At 60.4% G+C, this 17,102-nt stretch carries 19 protein-coding genes; 4 read left to right on the forward strand and 15 right to left on the reverse strand.

Features of this window, described 5'->3' with window-relative positions; translation table 11 throughout:
- Positions 1 to 33 precede the first annotated feature (33 nt).
- Genes F6A13_RS14230 through F6A13_RS14245 form a run of 4 tightly spaced genes read left to right on the forward strand, consistent with a single transcriptional unit; the run spans position 34 to position 4,649 of the window.
- Positions 34 to 1,077: a beta-3-deoxy-D-manno-oct-2-ulosonic acid transferase gene (locus F6A13_RS14230; protein ID WP_126604492.1), complete on the forward strand. Its 1,044-nt coding sequence runs from the start codon at positions 34 to 36 to the stop codon at positions 1,075 to 1,077.
- Positions 1,074 to 2,384 (forward strand): capsule biosynthesis protein, encoded by a 1,311-nt coding sequence (locus tag F6A13_RS14235; protein ID WP_126604493.1) that lies wholly within the window; start codon positions 1,074 to 1,076, stop codon positions 2,382 to 2,384. The genes F6A13_RS14230 and F6A13_RS14235 overlap by 4 nt, the downstream gene beginning before the upstream one ends.
- On the forward strand, positions 2,291 to 3,064 hold the full coding sequence (locus F6A13_RS14240; protein WP_126604494.1) for an SDR family NAD(P)-dependent oxidoreductase: 774 nt from the start codon (positions 2,291 to 2,293) through the stop codon (positions 3,062 to 3,064). Before F6A13_RS14235 ends, F6A13_RS14240 begins: the two co-directional genes overlap by 94 nt.
- Complete coding sequence (locus F6A13_RS14245) at positions 3,057 to 4,649, forward strand: LTA synthase family protein (protein ID WP_126604495.1); 1,593 nt, start codon at positions 3,057 to 3,059, stop codon at positions 4,647 to 4,649. Before F6A13_RS14240 ends, F6A13_RS14245 begins: the two co-directional genes overlap by 8 nt.
- Here the strand turns inward: F6A13_RS14245 and mutY are convergent.
- The 15 genes from mutY to F6A13_RS14320 form a co-directional block, all read right to left on the reverse strand.
- Positions 4,623 to 5,732: an A/G-specific adenine glycosylase gene (gene mutY, locus F6A13_RS14250; RefSeq protein ID WP_126604496.1), complete on the reverse strand. Its 1,110-nt coding sequence runs from the start codon at positions 5,730 to 5,732 to the stop codon at positions 4,623 to 4,625. The two genes, F6A13_RS14245 and mutY, sit on opposite strands and share 27 nt — an antisense overlap.
- Positions 5,729 to 6,979, reverse strand: a complete 1,251-nt coding sequence (locus F6A13_RS14255) for a hypothetical protein (protein WP_126604497.1) — start codon at positions 6,977 to 6,979, stop codon at positions 5,729 to 5,731. Before F6A13_RS14255 ends, mutY begins: the two co-directional genes overlap by 4 nt.
- Positions 6,980 to 7,002: 23 nt before the next feature.
- Positions 7,003 to 8,712 (reverse strand): phosphoenolpyruvate--protein phosphotransferase, encoded by a 1,710-nt coding sequence (gene ptsP / locus F6A13_RS14260; RefSeq protein ID WP_113527483.1) that lies wholly within the window; start codon positions 8,710 to 8,712, stop codon positions 7,003 to 7,005.
- Complete coding sequence (locus F6A13_RS14265; protein ID WP_113527482.1) at positions 8,709 to 8,981, reverse strand: HPr family phosphocarrier protein; 273 nt, start codon at positions 8,979 to 8,981, stop codon at positions 8,709 to 8,711. Before F6A13_RS14265 ends, ptsP begins: the two co-directional genes overlap by 4 nt.
- 107 nt (positions 8,982 to 9,088) lie before the next feature.
- Complete coding sequence (locus F6A13_RS14270; protein ID WP_113527481.1) at positions 9,089 to 9,505, reverse strand: PTS sugar transporter subunit IIA; 417 nt, start codon at positions 9,503 to 9,505, stop codon at positions 9,089 to 9,091.
- Positions 9,502 to 10,401, reverse strand: a complete 900-nt coding sequence (rapZ, locus tag F6A13_RS14275; protein ID WP_113527480.1) for an RNase adapter RapZ — start codon at positions 10,399 to 10,401, stop codon at positions 9,502 to 9,504. The genes F6A13_RS14270 and rapZ overlap by 4 nt, the downstream gene beginning before the upstream one ends.
- A complete protein-coding gene (gene hprK / locus F6A13_RS14280; protein WP_113527479.1) occupies positions 10,401 to 11,333 on the reverse strand; it encodes an HPr(Ser) kinase/phosphatase in 933 nt (310 codons plus the stop codon). Before hprK ends, rapZ begins: the two co-directional genes overlap by 1 nt.
- Positions 11,334 to 11,387: 54 nt before the next feature.
- Positions 11,388 to 11,834 carry a PTS sugar transporter subunit IIA gene (locus tag F6A13_RS14285; RefSeq protein WP_113527478.1) on the reverse strand — a complete coding sequence of 149 codons (447 nt, stop codon included), beginning with the start codon at positions 11,832 to 11,834 and terminating at the stop codon, positions 11,388 to 11,390.
- 6 nt (positions 11,835 to 11,840) lie between these two features.
- Positions 11,841 to 12,182 carry a ribosome hibernation-promoting factor, HPF/YfiA family gene (gene hpf / locus F6A13_RS14290; protein WP_113527477.1) on the reverse strand — a complete coding sequence of 114 codons (342 nt, stop codon included), beginning with the start codon at positions 12,180 to 12,182 and terminating at the stop codon, positions 11,841 to 11,843.
- A gap of 103 nt (positions 12,183 to 12,285) precedes the next feature.
- Positions 12,286 to 13,713, reverse strand: coding sequence for an RNA polymerase factor sigma-54 (locus tag F6A13_RS14295; protein ID WP_113527476.1), 1,428 nt, complete (start codon positions 13,711 to 13,713; stop codon positions 12,286 to 12,288).
- Between the two features lie 12 nt (positions 13,714 to 13,725).
- Complete coding sequence (gene lptB / locus F6A13_RS14300) at positions 13,726 to 14,451, reverse strand: LPS export ABC transporter ATP-binding protein (RefSeq protein WP_113527475.1); 726 nt, start codon at positions 14,449 to 14,451, stop codon at positions 13,726 to 13,728.
- On the reverse strand, positions 14,448 to 14,984 hold the full coding sequence (gene lptA / locus F6A13_RS14305; RefSeq protein ID WP_225981861.1) for a lipopolysaccharide transport periplasmic protein LptA: 537 nt from the start codon (positions 14,982 to 14,984) through the stop codon (positions 14,448 to 14,450). Before lptA ends, lptB begins: the two co-directional genes overlap by 4 nt.
- The gene (gene lptC, locus F6A13_RS14310; protein ID WP_113527473.1) at positions 14,968 to 15,537 is read right to left on the reverse strand and encodes an LPS export ABC transporter periplasmic protein LptC; all 570 of its coding nucleotides are present in this window, start codon (positions 15,535 to 15,537) and stop codon (positions 14,968 to 14,970) included. Before lptC ends, lptA begins: the two co-directional genes overlap by 17 nt.
- Positions 15,538 to 15,562: 25 nt before the next feature.
- Positions 15,563 to 16,117, reverse strand: a complete 555-nt coding sequence (locus F6A13_RS14315) for a KdsC family phosphatase (protein ID WP_172959337.1) — start codon at positions 16,115 to 16,117, stop codon at positions 15,563 to 15,565.
- Positions 16,114 to 17,100 (reverse strand): KpsF/GutQ family sugar-phosphate isomerase, encoded by a 987-nt coding sequence (locus tag F6A13_RS14320; RefSeq protein WP_113527472.1) that lies wholly within the window; start codon positions 17,098 to 17,100, stop codon positions 16,114 to 16,116. The genes F6A13_RS14315 and F6A13_RS14320 overlap by 4 nt, the downstream gene beginning before the upstream one ends.
- Between the last annotated feature and the right edge of the window lie 2 nt (positions 17,101 to 17,102).

A 17,102-nucleotide genomic window follows, 5' to 3' on the forward strand; every position in this document is an offset into this window, starting at 1 on the left:
AAATGGCTCTGATAGCCCATGCAGGAGCAGCGCATGAATAACCCGCAAGGCCCAGAAATGCCGTCGATACTGTATGCGGTAGGGTTCTCGCCTTGGAAAAGGCGGAGCCTGCGGGCCTTTTTACCGGGAACCCGGCTCCACTTCATAGAACACGTCGACAGCGCTCCTCCACACAGCAGTCTCTTGCTCTGGGGCAATAGCGATATAGGGGGGCAGGAAGAGCGCAAGGTCGTCCGGGTAGAGGACGGGTTTCTCCGCTCGGTGGGATTGGGGGCAGACCTGATTCCTCCGGTTTCCTATGTCTTTGACCATTCCGGGCTCTATTACGACCCCCGTCGCCCCTCGGATCTGGAGATTCTGCTGCAACATTTCGAAATGGATTCGGATCTTTTGGCGCGGGCGCAGTGGCTTCGCAAGCACATCGTGACCCAGGGTCTCACCAAATATAATGTTGGGGGTGTCACTTGGCGTCGACCGCCGCATGCGCGCCATGTCATCCTGGTACCGGGGCAGGTGGAGAGCGACGCGTCCATCCTTCTGGGCTGTGCTTCCATTCGCACCAACATGCAACTCCTGCGGCAGGTGCGCGCGCAGCATCCCGACAGTTACCTGGTGTACAAACCCCACCCCGACGTGGTGGCGCGCTTGCGCCGCCCAGGCGCGGATGAGGAGGAGGCACCCGGTTATTGCGACGAAGTGGTGACGGATGTATCTATGCATGCGTTGCTGGAGGCAGTGGATGCCGTGCATGTGCTGACCTCTTCCACGGGCTTCGAAGCCCTTTTGCGTGCCAAGCCGGTGACTTGCCATGGGGTGCCTTTCTACAGTGGTTGGGGGTTGACCGATGACCGCATTTCCGTGGCGCGGCGTAGCCGCCGACGATCCCTGGATGAACTGGTGGCCGCCGTGCTGATATTATATCCACGCTACCTGCATCCCCTGACCAAAACCCTGTGCAAACCCGAGGAGGCTATCGCAGGGTTGGGTGCGCTGCGGAGACGCGCCCGTGACCACCGCACCACCTTGTGGCGAAAAGGGTTTCGGATGGTCCTGCGCCATGTCGTAGGGGTGAGATGAAAAATTTTCTCTTTCTGCAAGGCGTTGCCAGCCCCTTTTTCGCGCTACTCTCCGATCGCTTGCGCGCCCGTGGCCGGAACGTGTTCCGGATCAACTTCTGCACGGGAGATGTGGCCTATTGGTGGCCTCGACCAGCAGTAGCGTTTCGCGGCGAAGTGGATCGATTGGGGCCTTTTCTGAACCGGTATCTCGAGGATCACCACATTACCGATATCGTTCTCTTCGGCGACCGCCGACCTATCCATCAAACCGCCCTCGCCCTTGCGCAGGAACGCGGCATCACCGTCCATGTCTTCGAGGAGGGCTATCTACGCCCCTACTGGATCACCATGGAGCGGGGCGGGGTCAACAAGCACTCCCAGCTTCCCAAAGATCCCCACTGGTACCGCCAGGCGGTGGCGCAGGCGTCCATGGGCGCGGAGGGAAGGGAATTCCCCGGTAACTTTCGACTGCGCGCGATGCATGATGTTTTTTATCACGCGGGAGACCTCCTCAATCCCATTGCTTTTCGGGGTTATCGGCACCACGCGCCGGTGCATCCCATACGTGAATATTACTGGTATATCCGACGCTTCCCGCGCATCAAAAAACGATTGAAGAAGGACCTGGTTGCGACTTATGACTTCGTTCGGCAAGGCAAACCCTATTTCCTGTTACCGCTCCAGCTCTATAGCGACAGCCAAATTACCTGTCATTCCAGCTTTTGCGATATGTATGAGTTTATCACCACGACATTGACCTCTTTTGCCTCCCATGGGGATCGGGATCTGCATTTGGTGGTAAAAAATCACCCCCTCGATCCCGGCATGCAGGCCTATGAGACATTCGTTGCGGAACTCGCCGCCAAGCTGGGTATCGCCCATCGCGTGCACTATTACGATTACGGTGATCTGCTACTGCTGCTGGAGCACAGCGAGGGGGTCGTCACCATCAATAGCACGGTGGGTACCTGGGCCCTCAATTTAGGAAAGCCCGTATTGGCGCTGGCCGACCCCGTTTATCATCTGCCGGGTCTGACGAGTGAAATGCCCTTGGATCTGTTCTGGAATGCCCCTGACGCGCCAGATCCAGAGTTGTGGAGTGCTTTCAAGCGCGTGCTCATCCATACCACACAAATCAATGGCGGATTTTATTGCCGTGCCGGAATGGACCTGGCTCTGGATACTGCAGTAGATCGCCTGGAACTTGTTCAGTCCCCGCTAGAGGAACTTTTATGCCGCATCGACATCCCCAAAGCATCCTTATCACCGGCGCAACCAGCGCCATCGGCTCCGCCCTCGCCCTGGCCTACGCCACGCATGGTATAACCCTTCATTTGCACGGCCGGAATACGCAAAAACTAGAAGCCGTTGCGAGCCAGTGCCGGGACCGTGGCGCCCGAGTCACGCAATGTTCCTTTGACATTCGCGATAGCGGCATCCTGAGGGACTGGGTGTCCGATAGCGGCATGACGGATCCGCTGGATGTGGTCATCTCCAATGCCGGCATGAATACCAATATTGGTCGCAACGGAGATGGCGAGCGCTGGGAGGACAGCGCGGCACTCATGGACATCAACCTGCGCGCCACGATGGTGTTGGTGGATGCCGCACTGCCGGCCATGCGCCAGAGGGGACGGGGGCAGATTGCCTTGTTGAGTTCTTTGGCGGGTTACTTTGGGTTGCCGGTCACGCCCAGTTATTGTGCATCGAAGGCGGCTATCAAGGCCTATGGAGAGGCACTACGGGGCTGGCTCGCCCCGCAGGGAGTGGCCGTGAATGTCATCATGCCCGGCTACGTGGATTCCGCCATGTGTCGTGCCATGCCGGGGCCGAAACCCTTTTTGTGGACGCCGGAACGCGCCGCGCGTCTCATCAAGCGGCAGTTGGCCGCCAATCGGGGGCGCATCAGCTTTCCTTTTCCCCTGAACTTTGGCACGTGGTGGCTCGCCGTGCTCCCGGAAGCGATCTCTCAACGCATCGTCCGAGGGATGGGCTATCATGGATGAGCGGCAGCTTTTATGGCTTGCTTTGCCCCTGCTCCTTGGCTACATACTGTCCTATGCCCTGGAGTGGATCCTCCGGCCTCGCATACGGGTTTTTTGGCGGCGTCCATTTTTTACCCATGTGCTGCAAGGGGGCATTTATTTGGCGCTCTATGGACTCATCCTGGCCATAGTGGAAAGGCCATGGTTCGCGCTGACGATTACCACGGCCTTGCTTTTTCTGGTGGTTATGGTCAACAACGCCAAATACGAATCGTTGCGTGAACCCTTTACCTATCAGGACTTCGACTACTTTACCGATGCCATCCGGCACCCGCGTTTATACCTGCCCTTTCTGGGCCTTACCCGGGGCATCGCCGCAATCCTGGCCTTTGTCCTTGCGCTTTATGTTGGTTTTACCTTTGAGCGCCCCCTGCCAGAAAGCTTGGGCTGGATGGATTTCGGGGAGTATGTGGGCGCAATTTTCCTGCTTGCGGCAATATTTATTTGGGGGGGAGGTCGGAGAAAGCAGGAGCTGAGCTATGACCCGATAGTGGACATGAATGCGCTTGGCTTCTATGGCAGCATCTGGTTCTATGCCAGGGAAGAGCACGGCCCCTGTCATATCGCCACCCCGTTCGCAGGTCTCCCGGTACCAGCCATCGATCCGCCCACGCTACCCAACATCGTTGTTGTGCAGAGTGAATCGTTCTTCCGTGCCGATCGTTTTTATGATCAGGTCCGCCAGAACCTTTTCCCAGAATTCACGCAGATCGAGCGGGAGGCCATTTGGGCAGGGAAGGTGCAGGTGCCCGCATGGGGCGCCAACACCGTGCGTACGGAGTTTGGTTTTCTGTCGGGATTGGCCGAATCCGATATTGGCGTTCACCGCTTTAACCCTTACCGAAAACTCGCCCTACGCGGCTTTACGTCCCTGGCAAGCCATCTGCAAAATTTAGGTTATGAAACCATCTGCATTCATCCATACCCCGCAAGCTTCTATAACCGCCACAATATCTATCCACAGATCGGATTCAGCCGATTTATCGATATTCGTGAGTTTTCACCTGGCGAGAAGGATGGCCAATATACAGGCGATATCGCCATCGCCAATAAAGTCCGGGATATCATTTCATCTGTAGTTGAAAAACCACTATTTATCTTTTGCATAACCATGGAGAATCACGGCCCCTTGCATCTGGAGTCGCCCCGTGAAGGTGATGCGGACTTGTTCTACGCCACGGGCATCCCCGATTCGTGCCGGGATCTCACGGTCTACATGCGCCATCTGATGAACGCCGACCATATGGCCGGGATGATCCGGGATACCTTGGGCCGTGAACCGCGCGAAGGGATATTTGCCTGGTACGGCGATCATGTCCCCATCATGCCGTCTGTGTACCGGCAAATGGGCACCCCCGAAAGTCTCACCGATGGCTTCATCTGGCGCACGCAGTCCAGTGCGGATACCTATTCCAGGGCGCATTCTGCCCAGATCACCGCTATGGGGGTAGAGTGTTTGGGGGGTGAAATCATTCGTCTGTTACCTTCCGGGCGGGTGGCGGATCCGGAAATTCGGATATCAGCGACCTCCGCCGAGATTTCGTAGAATCCGCCGAATGGGCGTGGGCAAACCTTGCGCCAGGGCGTCTGCGGGGCGATACCAGCGCAGAGTGGCGGCCGAATCCGCAACGGCGCTACCCAAAACGCGCGCATGCGCACAGCGAAAACGTAACTGGAAGTGGGTAAAAACATGTTGCTGTTCTTCCCCCAGCGCCGTCAACCGGAGATCCAGCCGCAAACGGCGCGACCATGCCTCCTGCAAAAATTGTCGTATGGCGGGGGTATCTTCCAGCGGAGGAAGGGTATCGTTGCAAAGGTTGGAAAGTTCGCCGCTGTCGGGCGCCGCCTGCGGTAGGCACCAGAGCCCGCCCCAGATACCCGAATCCGGCCGTTTTTCCAGCAATATCCGTCCTTCCGGATCTGCGGCCAAGAGAAAAAAGGCGCGGCGCTGTGGTTTTGGAGGCCTGTGAACCGTCACGGGCAGGGCGTGACTGCGTCCTTCGGCATGGGCCTTGCAACGGCTGGCCAAAGGGCAATCCGTGCAGCGCGGCTGGCGGGGGGTGCAGATCATGGCGCCGAGGTCCTGAATGGCCTGATTGTAGCCATGGGCATCCTCAGGAGTAAGGGCGCTGGCCAGTGTCCAGAGCCACTGCTGAGTCGCAGTGGCCTTCGGATCCGCAGCTATGGCATGGCTACGGATGAGCACGCGCCGGGCATTGGCGTCGAGGATCGCCTGTCGGTGCCCAAAGGCGCTGGCCAGCACCGCCGCTGCGGTGCTACGCCCCACCCCCGGCAGGGTGACGGCCTTTTCCAGGGTGTCGGGAAAGTGGCCGGCAAAGCCGGCCATCACCACTTGTGCGGCGCGCTGGGCGTTGCGGGCACGGGTGTAATATCCCAGCCCGCTCCATAGCGCGAGCACCTGATCCTGGGGCGCCGCAGCCAATGCCCGCCAGTCAGGCAAGGCCTGCAGAAAGCGGGTGTAATAGGGTTTGACGCTCTCCACCCGGGTTTGCTGGAGCATGATTTCTGCGAGCCAGAGACGATAGGGATCGCGGGTCTGCCGCCATGGCAGATCATGGCGTCCGTGGCGGGTGTACCAAGCCAGCAAGGGTTCCGCGATAGGAATCATGGCCGCACCGCCGAGGCGGCGCTGTGGATGACCAGATTTTGGGCCTTGAGCTTTCCCCAGCGCAGTTGGGCGATGCGGACTTCGCCGGTTACCGGCCACTGTTGCGGCAACGCCGGCAAGACCGCTGCCTTGCCCGGCCGGGGAGCAGGCAGGTAATGTCCCAGATCGAGTTGCGCCACGCTCAGGTTGAGCTGAATCGCCAGCGGTTTCCAGGTCCCGGATATTTTGCCGGTCCAGGCGCTGTTGTCCAGATCACCCTGGGCGACGGTCCACTGAAAGTGGGGGTTATCCAGCCGGATGGCGCCGGTCGACGTCAATCGCTGCAAGGCGCCGGGATCCGTCAGCTTCGGCAGGGACAGCCCGCAGCGCGCGGCTATCCGGGGCAAGTGCCGGATAGCCACCTGATAGGCCAGGTGGCCCTGCAACTTTTTCCAGTTGAGGGCCACCGCGCGGACCTGAAGCGCCAAGTCATTCCCCACGGTCAGTGCGCCTTGCTGCACCGCGATCCGGCCTTGCGCCATATTCAGATGCAACGCCTGCACATCCAGCCGCGCACCACCTTGCTTCCGCTCCTGCCAGCGGGCGCGCATCGTCGGCAGGACCAACTCGCCGGAGACGCTTTGGAGTGCCGGAATGCCCACCTGTAACAGCGTTGGATCACGGGCTGTACCCACCCGCAAAGCAATGCGGCGCGCCTGCAACGTCGGTGCGGACGTCATCCCCGCCGCAAAGTGCCAGCGTCCCGTTTTATCCCGCCAGTGCCAGTCACCAACCAACCGGCTGGGCCCGTCTGCCAGTACCTGGCCATGCACGGCGGTCAAAGACAGTGTATGTCCCGCCACACCGGACCAGCGTAGTGTGCCATCGCGCACCACCACCCTGCCCGGCAGGGAGAGCGCGGCACCGCTCGCGTTGGCGGCGCCGTTCCAAGGCGCGTCCAATACGGGTGTATCCAACTCGATCCGCCGCAACTGCACCCGCCCGTGCAGAAGGGCACGCCAGGGCAACGCAACGGTGATCCGGCCTGCGCTGAACAGGGGGAGATCCGACGGGCCAAGGCGCAGGCCCGACAACACGATCCGCAATTCCCGCTTTCCCCAATGCCATCCAGGATTGGCGGCAAGAGACACCGGCTGCTGCAGGCGCCCCGCCAAAAACTCCTCGACAGCGTAGCGCGGACCACCCGCGAACCAGAAAAACACCCCACCCAGGACGACGAGCATCAGCAGAATGAAGACCGCCGCCATCCTCCGGTGCAAGGTCGGCCTGGCTATGTCTGGCCCCCCATCGACACCGGCCATTCCCCGGAAAGCGCGCGTGCGGCCAGGGCTTCGGCATCCGCGATGGTCGTCTGCCGGATCACCTCTTTGACCTCGGGAATGGCACCGGGATACATGCTGAATTCACGCAAGCCCAAACCCAGCAGCAACACCGTAAAGGCAGGGTTTGCCGCCATTTCACCACACATCGCTACGGGGATACCCCGGGCGTGCCCGGCGGCAATGGTGTACTGAATCATCGCCAGCACCCCCGCATGCAGCGGGTCGAAAAGATCGTTGACGTCGTCATCGCCGCGATCCACTGCCAACGCGTACTGAATCAGATCATTGGTGCCGATGGAAAAAAAGTCGGCCTGCCCGGCAAAATAGTGCGCGGCCATCGCCACAGCCGGCACTTCCACCATGATACCCAGCGGCATCTCCTCATCACAGGCGTGCCCTTCGGTGCGCAATTCGGCCTGCAACTCGCTGACCAGCGCCCGGGTCTGCAGCAATTGTCCCATGCTGCTGAGCATGGGCAGCATGAGCCGCACCGGTCCCAGCGCCGAGGCGCGAAGAATGGCGCGCAGATGCGGGCGGAACCATTCCGGGCGCCGCAGACAAAACCGCAGTCCGCGCAAGCCGAGAGCCGGATTGAGCGCGGTATGGACTCCTGCATCATCACTACGCAGCCCCTTGTCGGCACCGATGTCGAGAGAGCGGATGGTCACCGGCGCACCCTCCATCTGTTCGACTACCCGGGCAAAGGCAAGGAACTGCTCCTCCTCATCCGGAATGTCCGGACGATTCATGAAGAGAAACTCGCTGCGGTAAAGGCCCACACCATCCGCATTGATGCGCCGCACCATATTCGTATCATCCGGTAGCTCGATATTGGCGCGCAGATGGATGAGCACCCCGTCTGCGGTTATGGCGGGCAGATCGCGCTGCTCCTCCAGCAGCCGCCGGCGCCGCTGCCGCTGTTCCTGCAATGCCTGATACTGTCGCAAAATCAGGGCGTCCGGCGCGACCAGCAGGATCCCCTGATCGCCGTCGACGATCACCATGTCGCCACTGCGCAGCAGGCGCGTCGCCGAGTGCATACCCACCACGGCCGGCAGGCCAAGACTGCGGGCAAGGATGGCGGAATGGGAGTTTGCTGCACCGAAGTCGGTTACCCAGGCAAGCACCTTGTCTTTCTTCATCAACACCGTATCGGCGGGTGTCAGATCTTCCGCGATGATGATCCGCCCTTCGGCGCTCTGCAGGATGGGGGTCTTTACGCCGATCAGATAGCGTAAAACCCGGTTGGTTACCTGAATGATATCCTCCCGCTTGGCACGCAGATAAGGATCTTCCATGCGGTCGAAAATCTCCAGCAACCGCTCTCGCTCCAATTGAATGGCCCAGGCGGCGTTGCGATGTTCATCACGGATGGAGCGCAGGGGTCGTTCGCGCAGGGCGGGATCGTCCAGCATCAGAAGATGCGCGTCGATAAAAAGGCGGGTGTCCTGCGGGGCGTCACCCGGGATGGCGTCGCGCACTGCCAACAACTCATCCCGGGCGCTGCTCAGGGCGGCGCGAAGGCGCAATACTTCCGGCTCTATGGCCTCAGGCGGTAACAGGTGCTCGGGAATATCGAGAGTGGTGGGCTCGAGCACCAGCGCCGTACCGATGGCGATGCCTCCGGAGGCAGCAACCCCCGCCAGTTCAAAGCTCATGATTCTTCACCAAAACGATCCGCCGCGAGGGCAAGCAGGGCATCGGCACAGGCCTGTTCTCCCTCACCATCGGTTTCCAAGGTCAGAATGGTCCCCTGTGCCGCGGCGAGGGTCATCAGCCCCATGATGCTCTTACCATTGACTCTCTGGCCATCCCGCTCCAGCCAGACCGCACAGGGACAACGTGCCGAGAGGCTGACGAATTTAGCCGATGGTCGCGCATGCAGGCCGAGCCGATTGAGAATAGGATAGTCTACACGCAGTGTCACAGGCCCCCCGCCTTCCTTCCCTCAGTGAACGAAAATAAAGCGGCTACGCTGAAAGCATAGCGCGCGACGCCTGCCCGGACCACAATGCGGTTGCCGCGGATGGACACTCAGCCCTCCGGCAATTCTGGTGTATCCCGGCGCGCGAGGATATCGACGACACCGCAGACCCCACCCTCCAGGGCGCCCTGGCGCGCTGCCGCCAACCCTTCACTGCGCCGCGACAAGGCACGCAGAAGCATGGCGAGATTAAGACCGCTCACCGCCGCCACCCGATCTTCCGGGAGAATGGCTGGAATGAGGTTGGCGGGAGTGGCTCCGTAAAGGTCGTTCAAGATCAGCATGGCATCGCCCTCGGGCATTTTCTCCAGCAAGCTCCACAAGCGCCGCCGACCTTCCTCAGGCGGCTGATCAGACAGGATTTCCAGCACCTCCAGCGCCGGCGGCATGGTACCGAAAATGTGCCGAAGCGCGGTTGCAAAGGCCTCGCCTATACCGGTATGGGTCAGGAGCACGATGGTAATCATGTCAGCGTCTCCGTAATGCCCAGTTCCCGATGCTGGATCAGGACGCGCTGCCCTTCTCCGGCCAGCAGGCGGGCCAATGCCTCCACCATATATACGCTGCGGTGCTGTCCCCCGGTACAACCCAGAGAAACCGTCACATAGTTACGGTGCTCCTGTGCAAAAGGCGCCAGCCACGTCTGCAGGAAAGTGCGCAGGGAGACGAAGGAACGGGCCACTTCGGGAGATTTTTCCAGGAAATCCCGCACCGGTGCGTCACGACCGGTCAGGGCACGGAGTTCGGGATCGTAATGTGGATTGGGCAGCGCGCGCAGATCAAAAACAAAATCGGAATCCAGGGGAAGGCCTTTCTTGAAGGCAAAAGACTGCAACAGCAAAACCAGCCCGCTGTAATGGCGTGACGCCAGACTCCACGCCTGCACCCGCAAACGCAACTGGTGGGTGTTGATCTGGGAGGTATCGAGGCGCTTATCCGCCACATCGGCAAGGGGTTGGACCATCTCGCGTTCACGCCGCAACACCGTGAGCAGCGATTCGCCCAAGGCTGCCGCGAGATCATCGGTGAGAGGATGGCGACGGCGGGTTTCACTGAAACGGCGCAGCAACGTACCCTCATCCGCTTCCAGGAAAAGGATGCGCGGGCACAGAGCGTAACGCTCGCGCAGATCAGCCAATGCTTGTGGCAGAGCCGCGAGAAACTCGCGGTTACGCACGTCGATACTCACCGCTGCGAGCATGGAACTGGCATCCCGCCGCGCCAGTTGGGCTCCGAAATCCACCAGCAAGGTGGCTGGCAGATTATCGACGCAATAATAGCCCTGATCCTCCAGAGCCTGCAGAACCGTGGATTTTCCTGAGCCGGACAGGCCGCTGACGATGATAAAGTCCCGCTCCGCCATCATCCTTCTCCGACATTCTGCAGTACCTGCGCCTCGAAGTCCGCCAGCATATCGCCGCCGGACTCCTTCACGTACTGGCTGCGTGCCGCCGCTTCGACCAGCACCGCCAGATTGCGCACCGCAGAAACCGGCAGGCACAAACGCGGCAACTGAATTCCAAGAATATCCAGGTGATCCACCTTACCCTGCAGACGATCGATGTTCGCCATTTCCGTATCGCTCATATCCCGGATTTCGACAACCAGCCGGATACGTTTGGAGCGCACAATGGCGGCGGCACCGAAGAACTCACGAATATTGACAATGCCCAAACCACGCACTTCCAGGAAATTCTGCAGCGCCGCCGGACAGTGTCCCGTCAGGATATTCGGGGCTTCTCGGATACAAAGCACGCTATCGTCGGCCACCAGGCGATGACCGCGGCTCACCAGTTCCAGCGCCAGCTCGCTCTTGCCAATACCCACCTCGCCCTGCAGAAGCAGTCCGACCCCGAGCACATCGACCAGCACTCCGTGCACCTGCTGGCGGGGCGCCAACTCCTGGTGCAGGTAGTGTTGCACCCGTGCCAGCACCCCCGTGGCGGCCGCCGGCGTCGTCATCACCGCGATATGGTGGGCGTTCAGATCGCTATAAAAATGCCTATCCGGCGTCTGGCCCTCACAGATAATGAGCAGACGCAGCTTGGGGGACAAAAACTGCGCCATGGCCTGGGGATGAGCGCGCAGATAGGCCAGCTCGCAATCTCCGGCGATCTGCACCGGGTACGGTCGGATAAAATTGAAAAACCCGACCAGTGCCGCCCCACCCGCATCGTCTTCCGCCAGCAGATCGCCGCCGAGGTGATCCTCTTCACCCGGTTGACACAGACATTGCCATTGCAGTTCGCCGCGCAGATCCTCAAAGAGCCGACGCAGGCTGATTTTTCGTTCCATATCCCCGCCTTACCTGGCACTCACGGCTGCCCGCAGTCTGATTGGTGGTACCAATTACGCAGGATTGGTCAACAAGCGAAAAAACTCTGCGGAATTCCGGGCCTTCAGCAACCCCTCGCGCACGTCGTCCACGGCGAGGCGGGCGGCCAGCGCGGAAAGTGTCTCCAGATGTGCGGTCGCGGCCGCTTTGGGCACCACCACTGCGATAAAGAGATGTACGATGACCCCGTCCGGCGCCGAGAACGGGATACCCTGCGCCGTGCGCAACGCGGCGATGGCTGTCTGCTGCACGCCCTCTAGACGTGCATGGGGCAAAGCCACGCCGTGCCCGATACCGGTTGAGCCCTGCGCCTCGCGGTTCTGCAGGGCCTCGGCAATCGTTTCGGCCGATAACCCGGTAGACCCTGCCAGGATTCCCGCCAGCATCCGCAGCACATCACCGGCATCAGCCACGGGCGGATCCATGCAAATATTTGCCGGAGCAAGAGGCAGAGTCGTCATGACGGCTCAGTCGGCTTCAACAATGGCCGCCAAACCGGCGGGTTGGTCATTACGTCGATCCTGCAGTTTTTCCTTGTAACTGCGCACCTGCGCCTCCAGCTTGTCGGTCACCAGGTCTATGGCCGTGTACATATCGGCATCATGTACCTCCGCATGGAAGACGTGCCCCGGAGCATTGACCGTAATATCCACGACGTTGCTTAATTTTTCGTGGGGGAGATGCTTCAGCACCACCTGAGCGTCGCTGACGTGATCGAAGTAACGGCCGAGGCGCCCGATCTTTTCATCGGCATAGTTTTTGATGGAATCGGTCAAATCCAGGTGCTGCCCGGTAATGGTAATCTGCATGGCGTTCTCCTATCCAGGTGATGATACGCACCCGCGTCCCACGGTGCGCCCCGGCTTCAGTGTAACGCCAACGGCGCCGGCAAAAAACCCTGGCCCCACGTCCTCACAAACGACGGCGCTGGCTCGCCGGAGGGACATTGGCCGCTTCGCGGTATTTGGCCACCGTTCGCCGCGCGATCTGAATGCCCTGATCGGCCAGCACCCGGGCAATTTCCGCATCGCTGAGGGGGTGTTGTGCGTCTTCCGCCTGCGTCATCTTGATGAGCAACGCGCGAATGGCAGTGGCCGACGCAGAGCCCCCGCTGTCGGTACCAACATGACTGGAAAAAAAATATTTGAACTCGTAGAGGCCGCGGGGTGTGATCATGTATTTCTGGTTGGTGACCCGCGACACCGTAGACTCGTGCATATCCACAGCATCGGCGATGTGACGCAGAACCATGGGCCGCATGGATTCTGGCCCGTTGGCAAAAAAATCCTTCTGTCGTTCGACAATGGCGCGCGCCACCTTCAGGATGGTGTCTTGGCGGCTTTGCAGGCTTTTGATAAACCAGCGCGCTTCATTCAGCTGATCCTGGATGTATTTATGCGCCGCGTCTTTCCCACCCGCCATATCGGCATAGTGACGATTGATGCGTAATTTGGGCATGGCCTCGGGATTCAGATCGGTGCGCAGGCGGCTGCCGGACCAGCGCACGATCACATCGGGGATCACATACTCGGTGCTCTCGGTGCCCACATCTTCACCCGGCTTGGGGTTCAGTGCGGAAATCAGCGCCATCGCCGCGCGCAATGCCGCTTCATCCACGCCCAGCACCGCGCACAAACGCGGGTAATCATGACGGCCCAACGCTTGCAGATGGTCCTTCACAATCCGCTGGGCCAGCAACACGTGCGCGTCTTCTTTTTCCGCCATCTGCTTCAGTTGCAGCAGGAGGCACTCGCTGAGATCGCGCGCGCCGACACCCGGCGGGTCGAAGTCCTGCACACGGAGCAGCACGGCCAGCAGCGCATCCTCCTGCACATTCATATTGACGGCGAGGTCTTCCAGGCTGTCTGCCAGATAACCACGCTCATCAATGGCGTCGATGATCAACTCCGCCATGTTGCGTTCGTCAGCAGTGAAGTGCGTCAGGTCGGCCTGCCAGCGGAGGTAATCCTGCAGGCTCTGGGTGCGGCTGTTGCGCGATTCAAAATCCGGCAGCTCCTCGTCGGAACCATTACCGGAGCCCGGGGTTCCCATGTCGAAGATGTCGTCCCACTGGCTGTCTACCGGCAACTCGTCAGGCAGGACATTCTCAGCCGCCAGATCCAACTGGCGATCTTCGGAAGGAAGTTCAACGGTCTCCGGGATCGACCCGCCACCGCCTTCGTCTCCGGTCTCTTCGTCAAGCAGCGGGTTGCTCTCCAGCATGCCTTGAACCTCTTGCTGCAGATCGACCGTAGACAACTGCAGCAGACGAATCGCCTGTTGCAGTTGCGGCGTCATGGCCAGATGCTGGCCGAGCTTGAGTTCTAAGCCTTGTTTCATAATATCCCAAAATCAGATTTGAAACTGATCTCCCAGGTAAACCTGCCGCACCATGGGATCATCAACGATTTCCTGCGGGCTGCCCGCCGTCAGCACTTTACCATCATGCAGTATATAGGCGCGTTCGCAAATGCCTAACGTCTCGCGCACATTATGATCGGTTATCAGAACCCCGATGCCACGCGCGCGCAGGTCCCGAATCAGGCGTTGAATTTCCAGCACGGAAATAGGATCGATACCAGCAAATGGTTCATCGAGCAAGATAAAACGCGGGCTCATGGCCAGCGCCCGCGCAATTTCCACACGCCGCCGCTCACCACCGGAAAGGCTGTGTCCCTTCGTGTCACGCAATGCATGAAGATGTAACTCACTGAGCAGTTGTTCCTGACGCTCCTGTCGCTCGACGGGGCTCAGGGGCAGGGTTTCCAGCACCGCAAGGACGTTATCGGCGGCGCTCATCTGGCGGAAAACGGAGGGCTCCTGAGGGAGATAACCCAGCCCCATACGGGCGCGTTCATGCATGGGCAGCGTAGAAATATCGCGCTGCTGCAAAAAAATATGACCGCGATCGGGACGCACCAGCCCGACCATCATGTAAAAGGTCGTGGTCTTGCCTGCCCCGTTGGGGCCGAGCAGCCCCACCACTTCGCCAGTGGCCACCTGTACCGAGACATCGCGCACCACGACGCGCCGCCGGTACGACTTGAATAGCGATTGCGCCTGGAGCAGTTCGCTCATGGCCTCCCACCGCCAGCGGAGCGGCCCGCCGCAGCGGGATAAAAGATCGATTGCACACGCTTACCGGGTGCCGCGGTGACGGCGGTTTGCTGAGTCTGCAGGAAATAAGTGACCTGCTGCCCACTGATCTCGTTCTTTTTCTGCCAGAGATGGGCGTTACCCTTGAGCACGATTTCGCCACTGCCAGGCTTGTAGACCAGGGTGTCGCCATAGCCGTGACGCTGTGCTGCGGACATGGTGAAGGTTACCGGGCTCCCCACCGCCGTAGCCTGCTGCACCTTGCCGGCAATCGCGTCGACGGTGAGCTTGTCGGCATGTACGACCACATCGCCCTGGGTCATGACCACGTTCCCGGTATAGACGGCCTGCTGCTGTGGTTTATTTTCTCCATGCAGCGCATCGGCACTGATCTGAATCGGACCCTTGCCCAGTCCCTGCTCCGCAACCGGCGCGGCCAGGGCACTGGCCGAAAGGACTGCGAGCAGAAACGGCCAGCAGCGCTGGAAAGAAAGTCGCTTAAGGAATATACGCACCGCGTACCTCATGCAAGATATCCACCTCTTGGGTTTTTACCGAAGCCCAGAGCCCCACCCCGGTCATCCAGTCCCGCCCCCGCTCCAGGCGGAGCGGCTCCGGCGACGTAATAATGCCTGTCTGCGGATCATAGTACACCCTTTCGGTGAGCAGTCGGGTGTCCGGTTGCAAGGTACCGACCACATTCCCCCATAAGGTAATCCGCTGGCTGTGCCCATCGACCAGACCCTGGTCGGCACGCAGATGCGTCTGCTGTCCGGGTTTGAACCGCTCGACGGCGACCTGGCTCAGCACGGTCTGATCGACGCCCGGCACATGATAGGCCGTCTGGGCAGTGGCCAGCAAATCCAGCTTCCCGGCCGCCGTGTACTGGCGCATCACCACGTCTTCGGCGGCCTGGTCTCCCTTATGGATTTGTCCATGCCAGTCGATCGGCGGCAGAGATATGGGATGCTGCGGCCAGGACCACCACACCAGCGCCGTGAGAACCAGCAGCAGCAAAGAGATGCCCAGCCCCGGGGTATGGAGTCGCGACATCACCTTGCGCGGCATGGCGTGGCCTCCGGCCGCCCGATGATCAAGGCTCAGCTCCGGCAGATCTGGCGAGGATGGCTGGCCAATGCCCTTGCGCCTGCAGAATCAGTTCGCAGAGTTCGCGCACCGCGCCACGTCCACCGCGCTGTGCGCTCTGCCAGTGTACCCGGCAACCGACCTCCGGGTGTGCGTCGGCCGGGGCCGTCGCCAGGCCGACGCGGGTGAGAATGGGCAGATCGATCAGATCGTCCCCCATATAAGCCACTACGGCATCCTCCAGGCCAAGGGCGATTTTCAGTTCGGTGTAGGCCAGGTTTTTATCCGAACAGCCCTGGTAAATCCGCTTGATGCCCAGATCATGAGCGCGGTAGGCGGCCGTCGGAGAGTAGCGTGCCGTTATGACGGCAACCTCGATGTGCCATTCCTGCAAGAGTTTGATGCCGTAGCCATCCCGCACATGAAAGGCCTTGCTTTCCCTGCCGTCGTCGTCAAAAAACAGGCGGCCGTCCGTCAATACGCCATCCACATCGAGCATCAGCAGACGGACCTGTGCGGCGCGTTGCAACAATGCTGCATCTGGCAATATGCAGGTGTTCACACGATACCTGCGCGCAGCAAATCGTGCATATTCAGGGCACCGATCAGCCGTGCCCCACTATCAGTGACTAGCAGCGCGCCGATGCGATGATGCTCCATCAGCGCAAGGGCCTCGGCAGCAAGGGCTTCGGCGGCGATCGTGGCCGGTCGGGCATGAGCCAGCGCGGCCATGGGCTGTTCCCAAAGATTCTGACGCTGGGCAAAGGCACGACGCAAATCGCCATCGGTAAAAATTCCTACCACTCGGTCTTCGGCATCGACCACCGCTGTCATTCCCAGCCCCTTGCTGCTGATTTCCAGGACCGCATCCTGCAACGGTGTCTCCAGCCCCACACGAGGTATTGCGTCACCTCGGTGCATAACGTCCTGAACCCGCAGCAACAGGCGTTTGCCGAGGCTGCCACCAGGGTGGGACAGGGCAAAGTCGTCCGCCGAAAAGCCGCGGGCCTGCAGGATCGCCATGGCCAGGGCATCACCCATGGCCAGGCTTGCCGTGGTCGAGGCCGTCGGTGCCAGATTGAGGGGGCAGGCCTCTCGCGCCACACTGCAGTTGAGATGGACAGCAGCAGTTCGCGCCAGGGTAGACTGCGGATTGCCGGTCATGGCAAGCAGCGGCACCGCAAGGCGCTTGACTACCGGCAGAATGGCGAGGAGTTCGGCAGTCTCTCCGGAATTGGAGAGCGCGAGCAGACAATCCTGACGGGTCAGCATACCCAGATCACCATGGCTGCCTTCGGCGGGATGCAGGAAAAGAGCGGGGCTGCCGGTACTGGCCAGGGTCGCCGCGATTTTTTTGGCGATAATCCCGGACTTGCCCATGCCACTAACGACAATGCGGCCGGAGCAGTTCAGCAGAAGTTCGCATGCCCCCACGAAATCTGCGTCGAGGCGCTCCTCCAGTGCCGCCACTGCCGCGGCTTCCAGGCGCAGCACATCGCGACCGGTCATGAGCAGACTTTCCGGTGTCACGTTCAGGGCAGGCATGA

The organism is Acidithiobacillus sp. 'AMD consortium', assembly GCF_008926505.1.
Lineage (GTDB): Bacteria > Pseudomonadota > Gammaproteobacteria > Acidithiobacillales > Acidithiobacillaceae > Acidithiobacillus > Acidithiobacillus ferridurans.

Excerpts from the sequence above, each read along its gene's own strand:
- F6A13_RS14230 (WP_126604492.1), top strand. The coding sequence starts at position 34 with ATGAATAACCCGCAAGGCCCAGAAATGCCGTCGATACTGTATGCGGTA.
- F6A13_RS14235 (WP_126604493.1), top strand. The coding sequence starts at position 1,074 with ATGAAAAATTTTCTCTTTCTGCAAGGCGTTGCCAGCCCCTTTTTCGCG.
- F6A13_RS14240 (WP_126604494.1), top strand. The coding sequence starts at position 2,291 with ATGCCGCATCGACATCCCCAAAGCATCCTTATCACCGGCGCAACCAGC.
- F6A13_RS14245 (WP_126604495.1), top strand. The coding sequence starts at position 3,057 with ATGGATGAGCGGCAGCTTTTATGGCTTGCTTTGCCCCTGCTCCTTGGC.
- mutY (WP_126604496.1), bottom strand. The coding sequence starts at position 5,732 with ATGATTCCTATCGCGGAACCCTTGCTGGCTTGGTACACCCGCCACGGA.
- F6A13_RS14255 (WP_126604497.1), bottom strand. The coding sequence starts at position 6,979 with ATGGCGGCGGTCTTCATTCTGCTGATGCTCGTCGTCCTGGGTGGGGTG.
- ptsP (WP_113527483.1), bottom strand. The coding sequence starts at position 8,712 with ATGAGCTTTGAACTGGCGGGGGTTGCTGCCTCCGGAGGCATCGCCATC.
- F6A13_RS14270 (WP_113527481.1), bottom strand. The coding sequence starts at position 9,505 with ATGATTACCATCGTGCTCCTGACCCATACCGGTATAGGCGAGGCCTTT.
- rapZ (WP_113527480.1), bottom strand. The coding sequence starts at position 10,401 with ATGGCGGAGCGGGACTTTATCATCGTCAGCGGCCTGTCCGGCTCAGGA.
- hprK (WP_113527479.1), bottom strand. The coding sequence starts at position 11,333 with ATGGAACGAAAAATCAGCCTGCGTCGGCTCTTTGAGGATCTGCGCGGC.
- F6A13_RS14285 (WP_113527478.1), bottom strand. The coding sequence starts at position 11,834 with ATGACGACTCTGCCTCTTGCTCCGGCAAATATTTGCATGGATCCGCCC.
- hpf (WP_113527477.1), bottom strand. The coding sequence starts at position 12,182 with ATGCAGATTACCATTACCGGGCAGCACCTGGATTTGACCGATTCCATC.
- F6A13_RS14295 (WP_113527476.1), bottom strand. The coding sequence starts at position 13,713 with ATGAAACAAGGCTTAGAACTCAAGCTCGGCCAGCATCTGGCCATGACG.
- lptB (WP_113527475.1), bottom strand. The coding sequence starts at position 14,451 with ATGAGCGAACTGCTCCAGGCGCAATCGCTATTCAAGTCGTACCGGCGG.
- lptC (WP_113527473.1), bottom strand. The coding sequence starts at position 15,537 with ATGCCGCGCAAGGTGATGTCGCGACTCCATACCCCGGGGCTGGGCATC.
- F6A13_RS14320 (WP_113527472.1), bottom strand. The coding sequence starts at position 17,100 with ATGCCTGCCCTGAACGTGACACCGGAAAGTCTGCTCATGACCGGTCGC.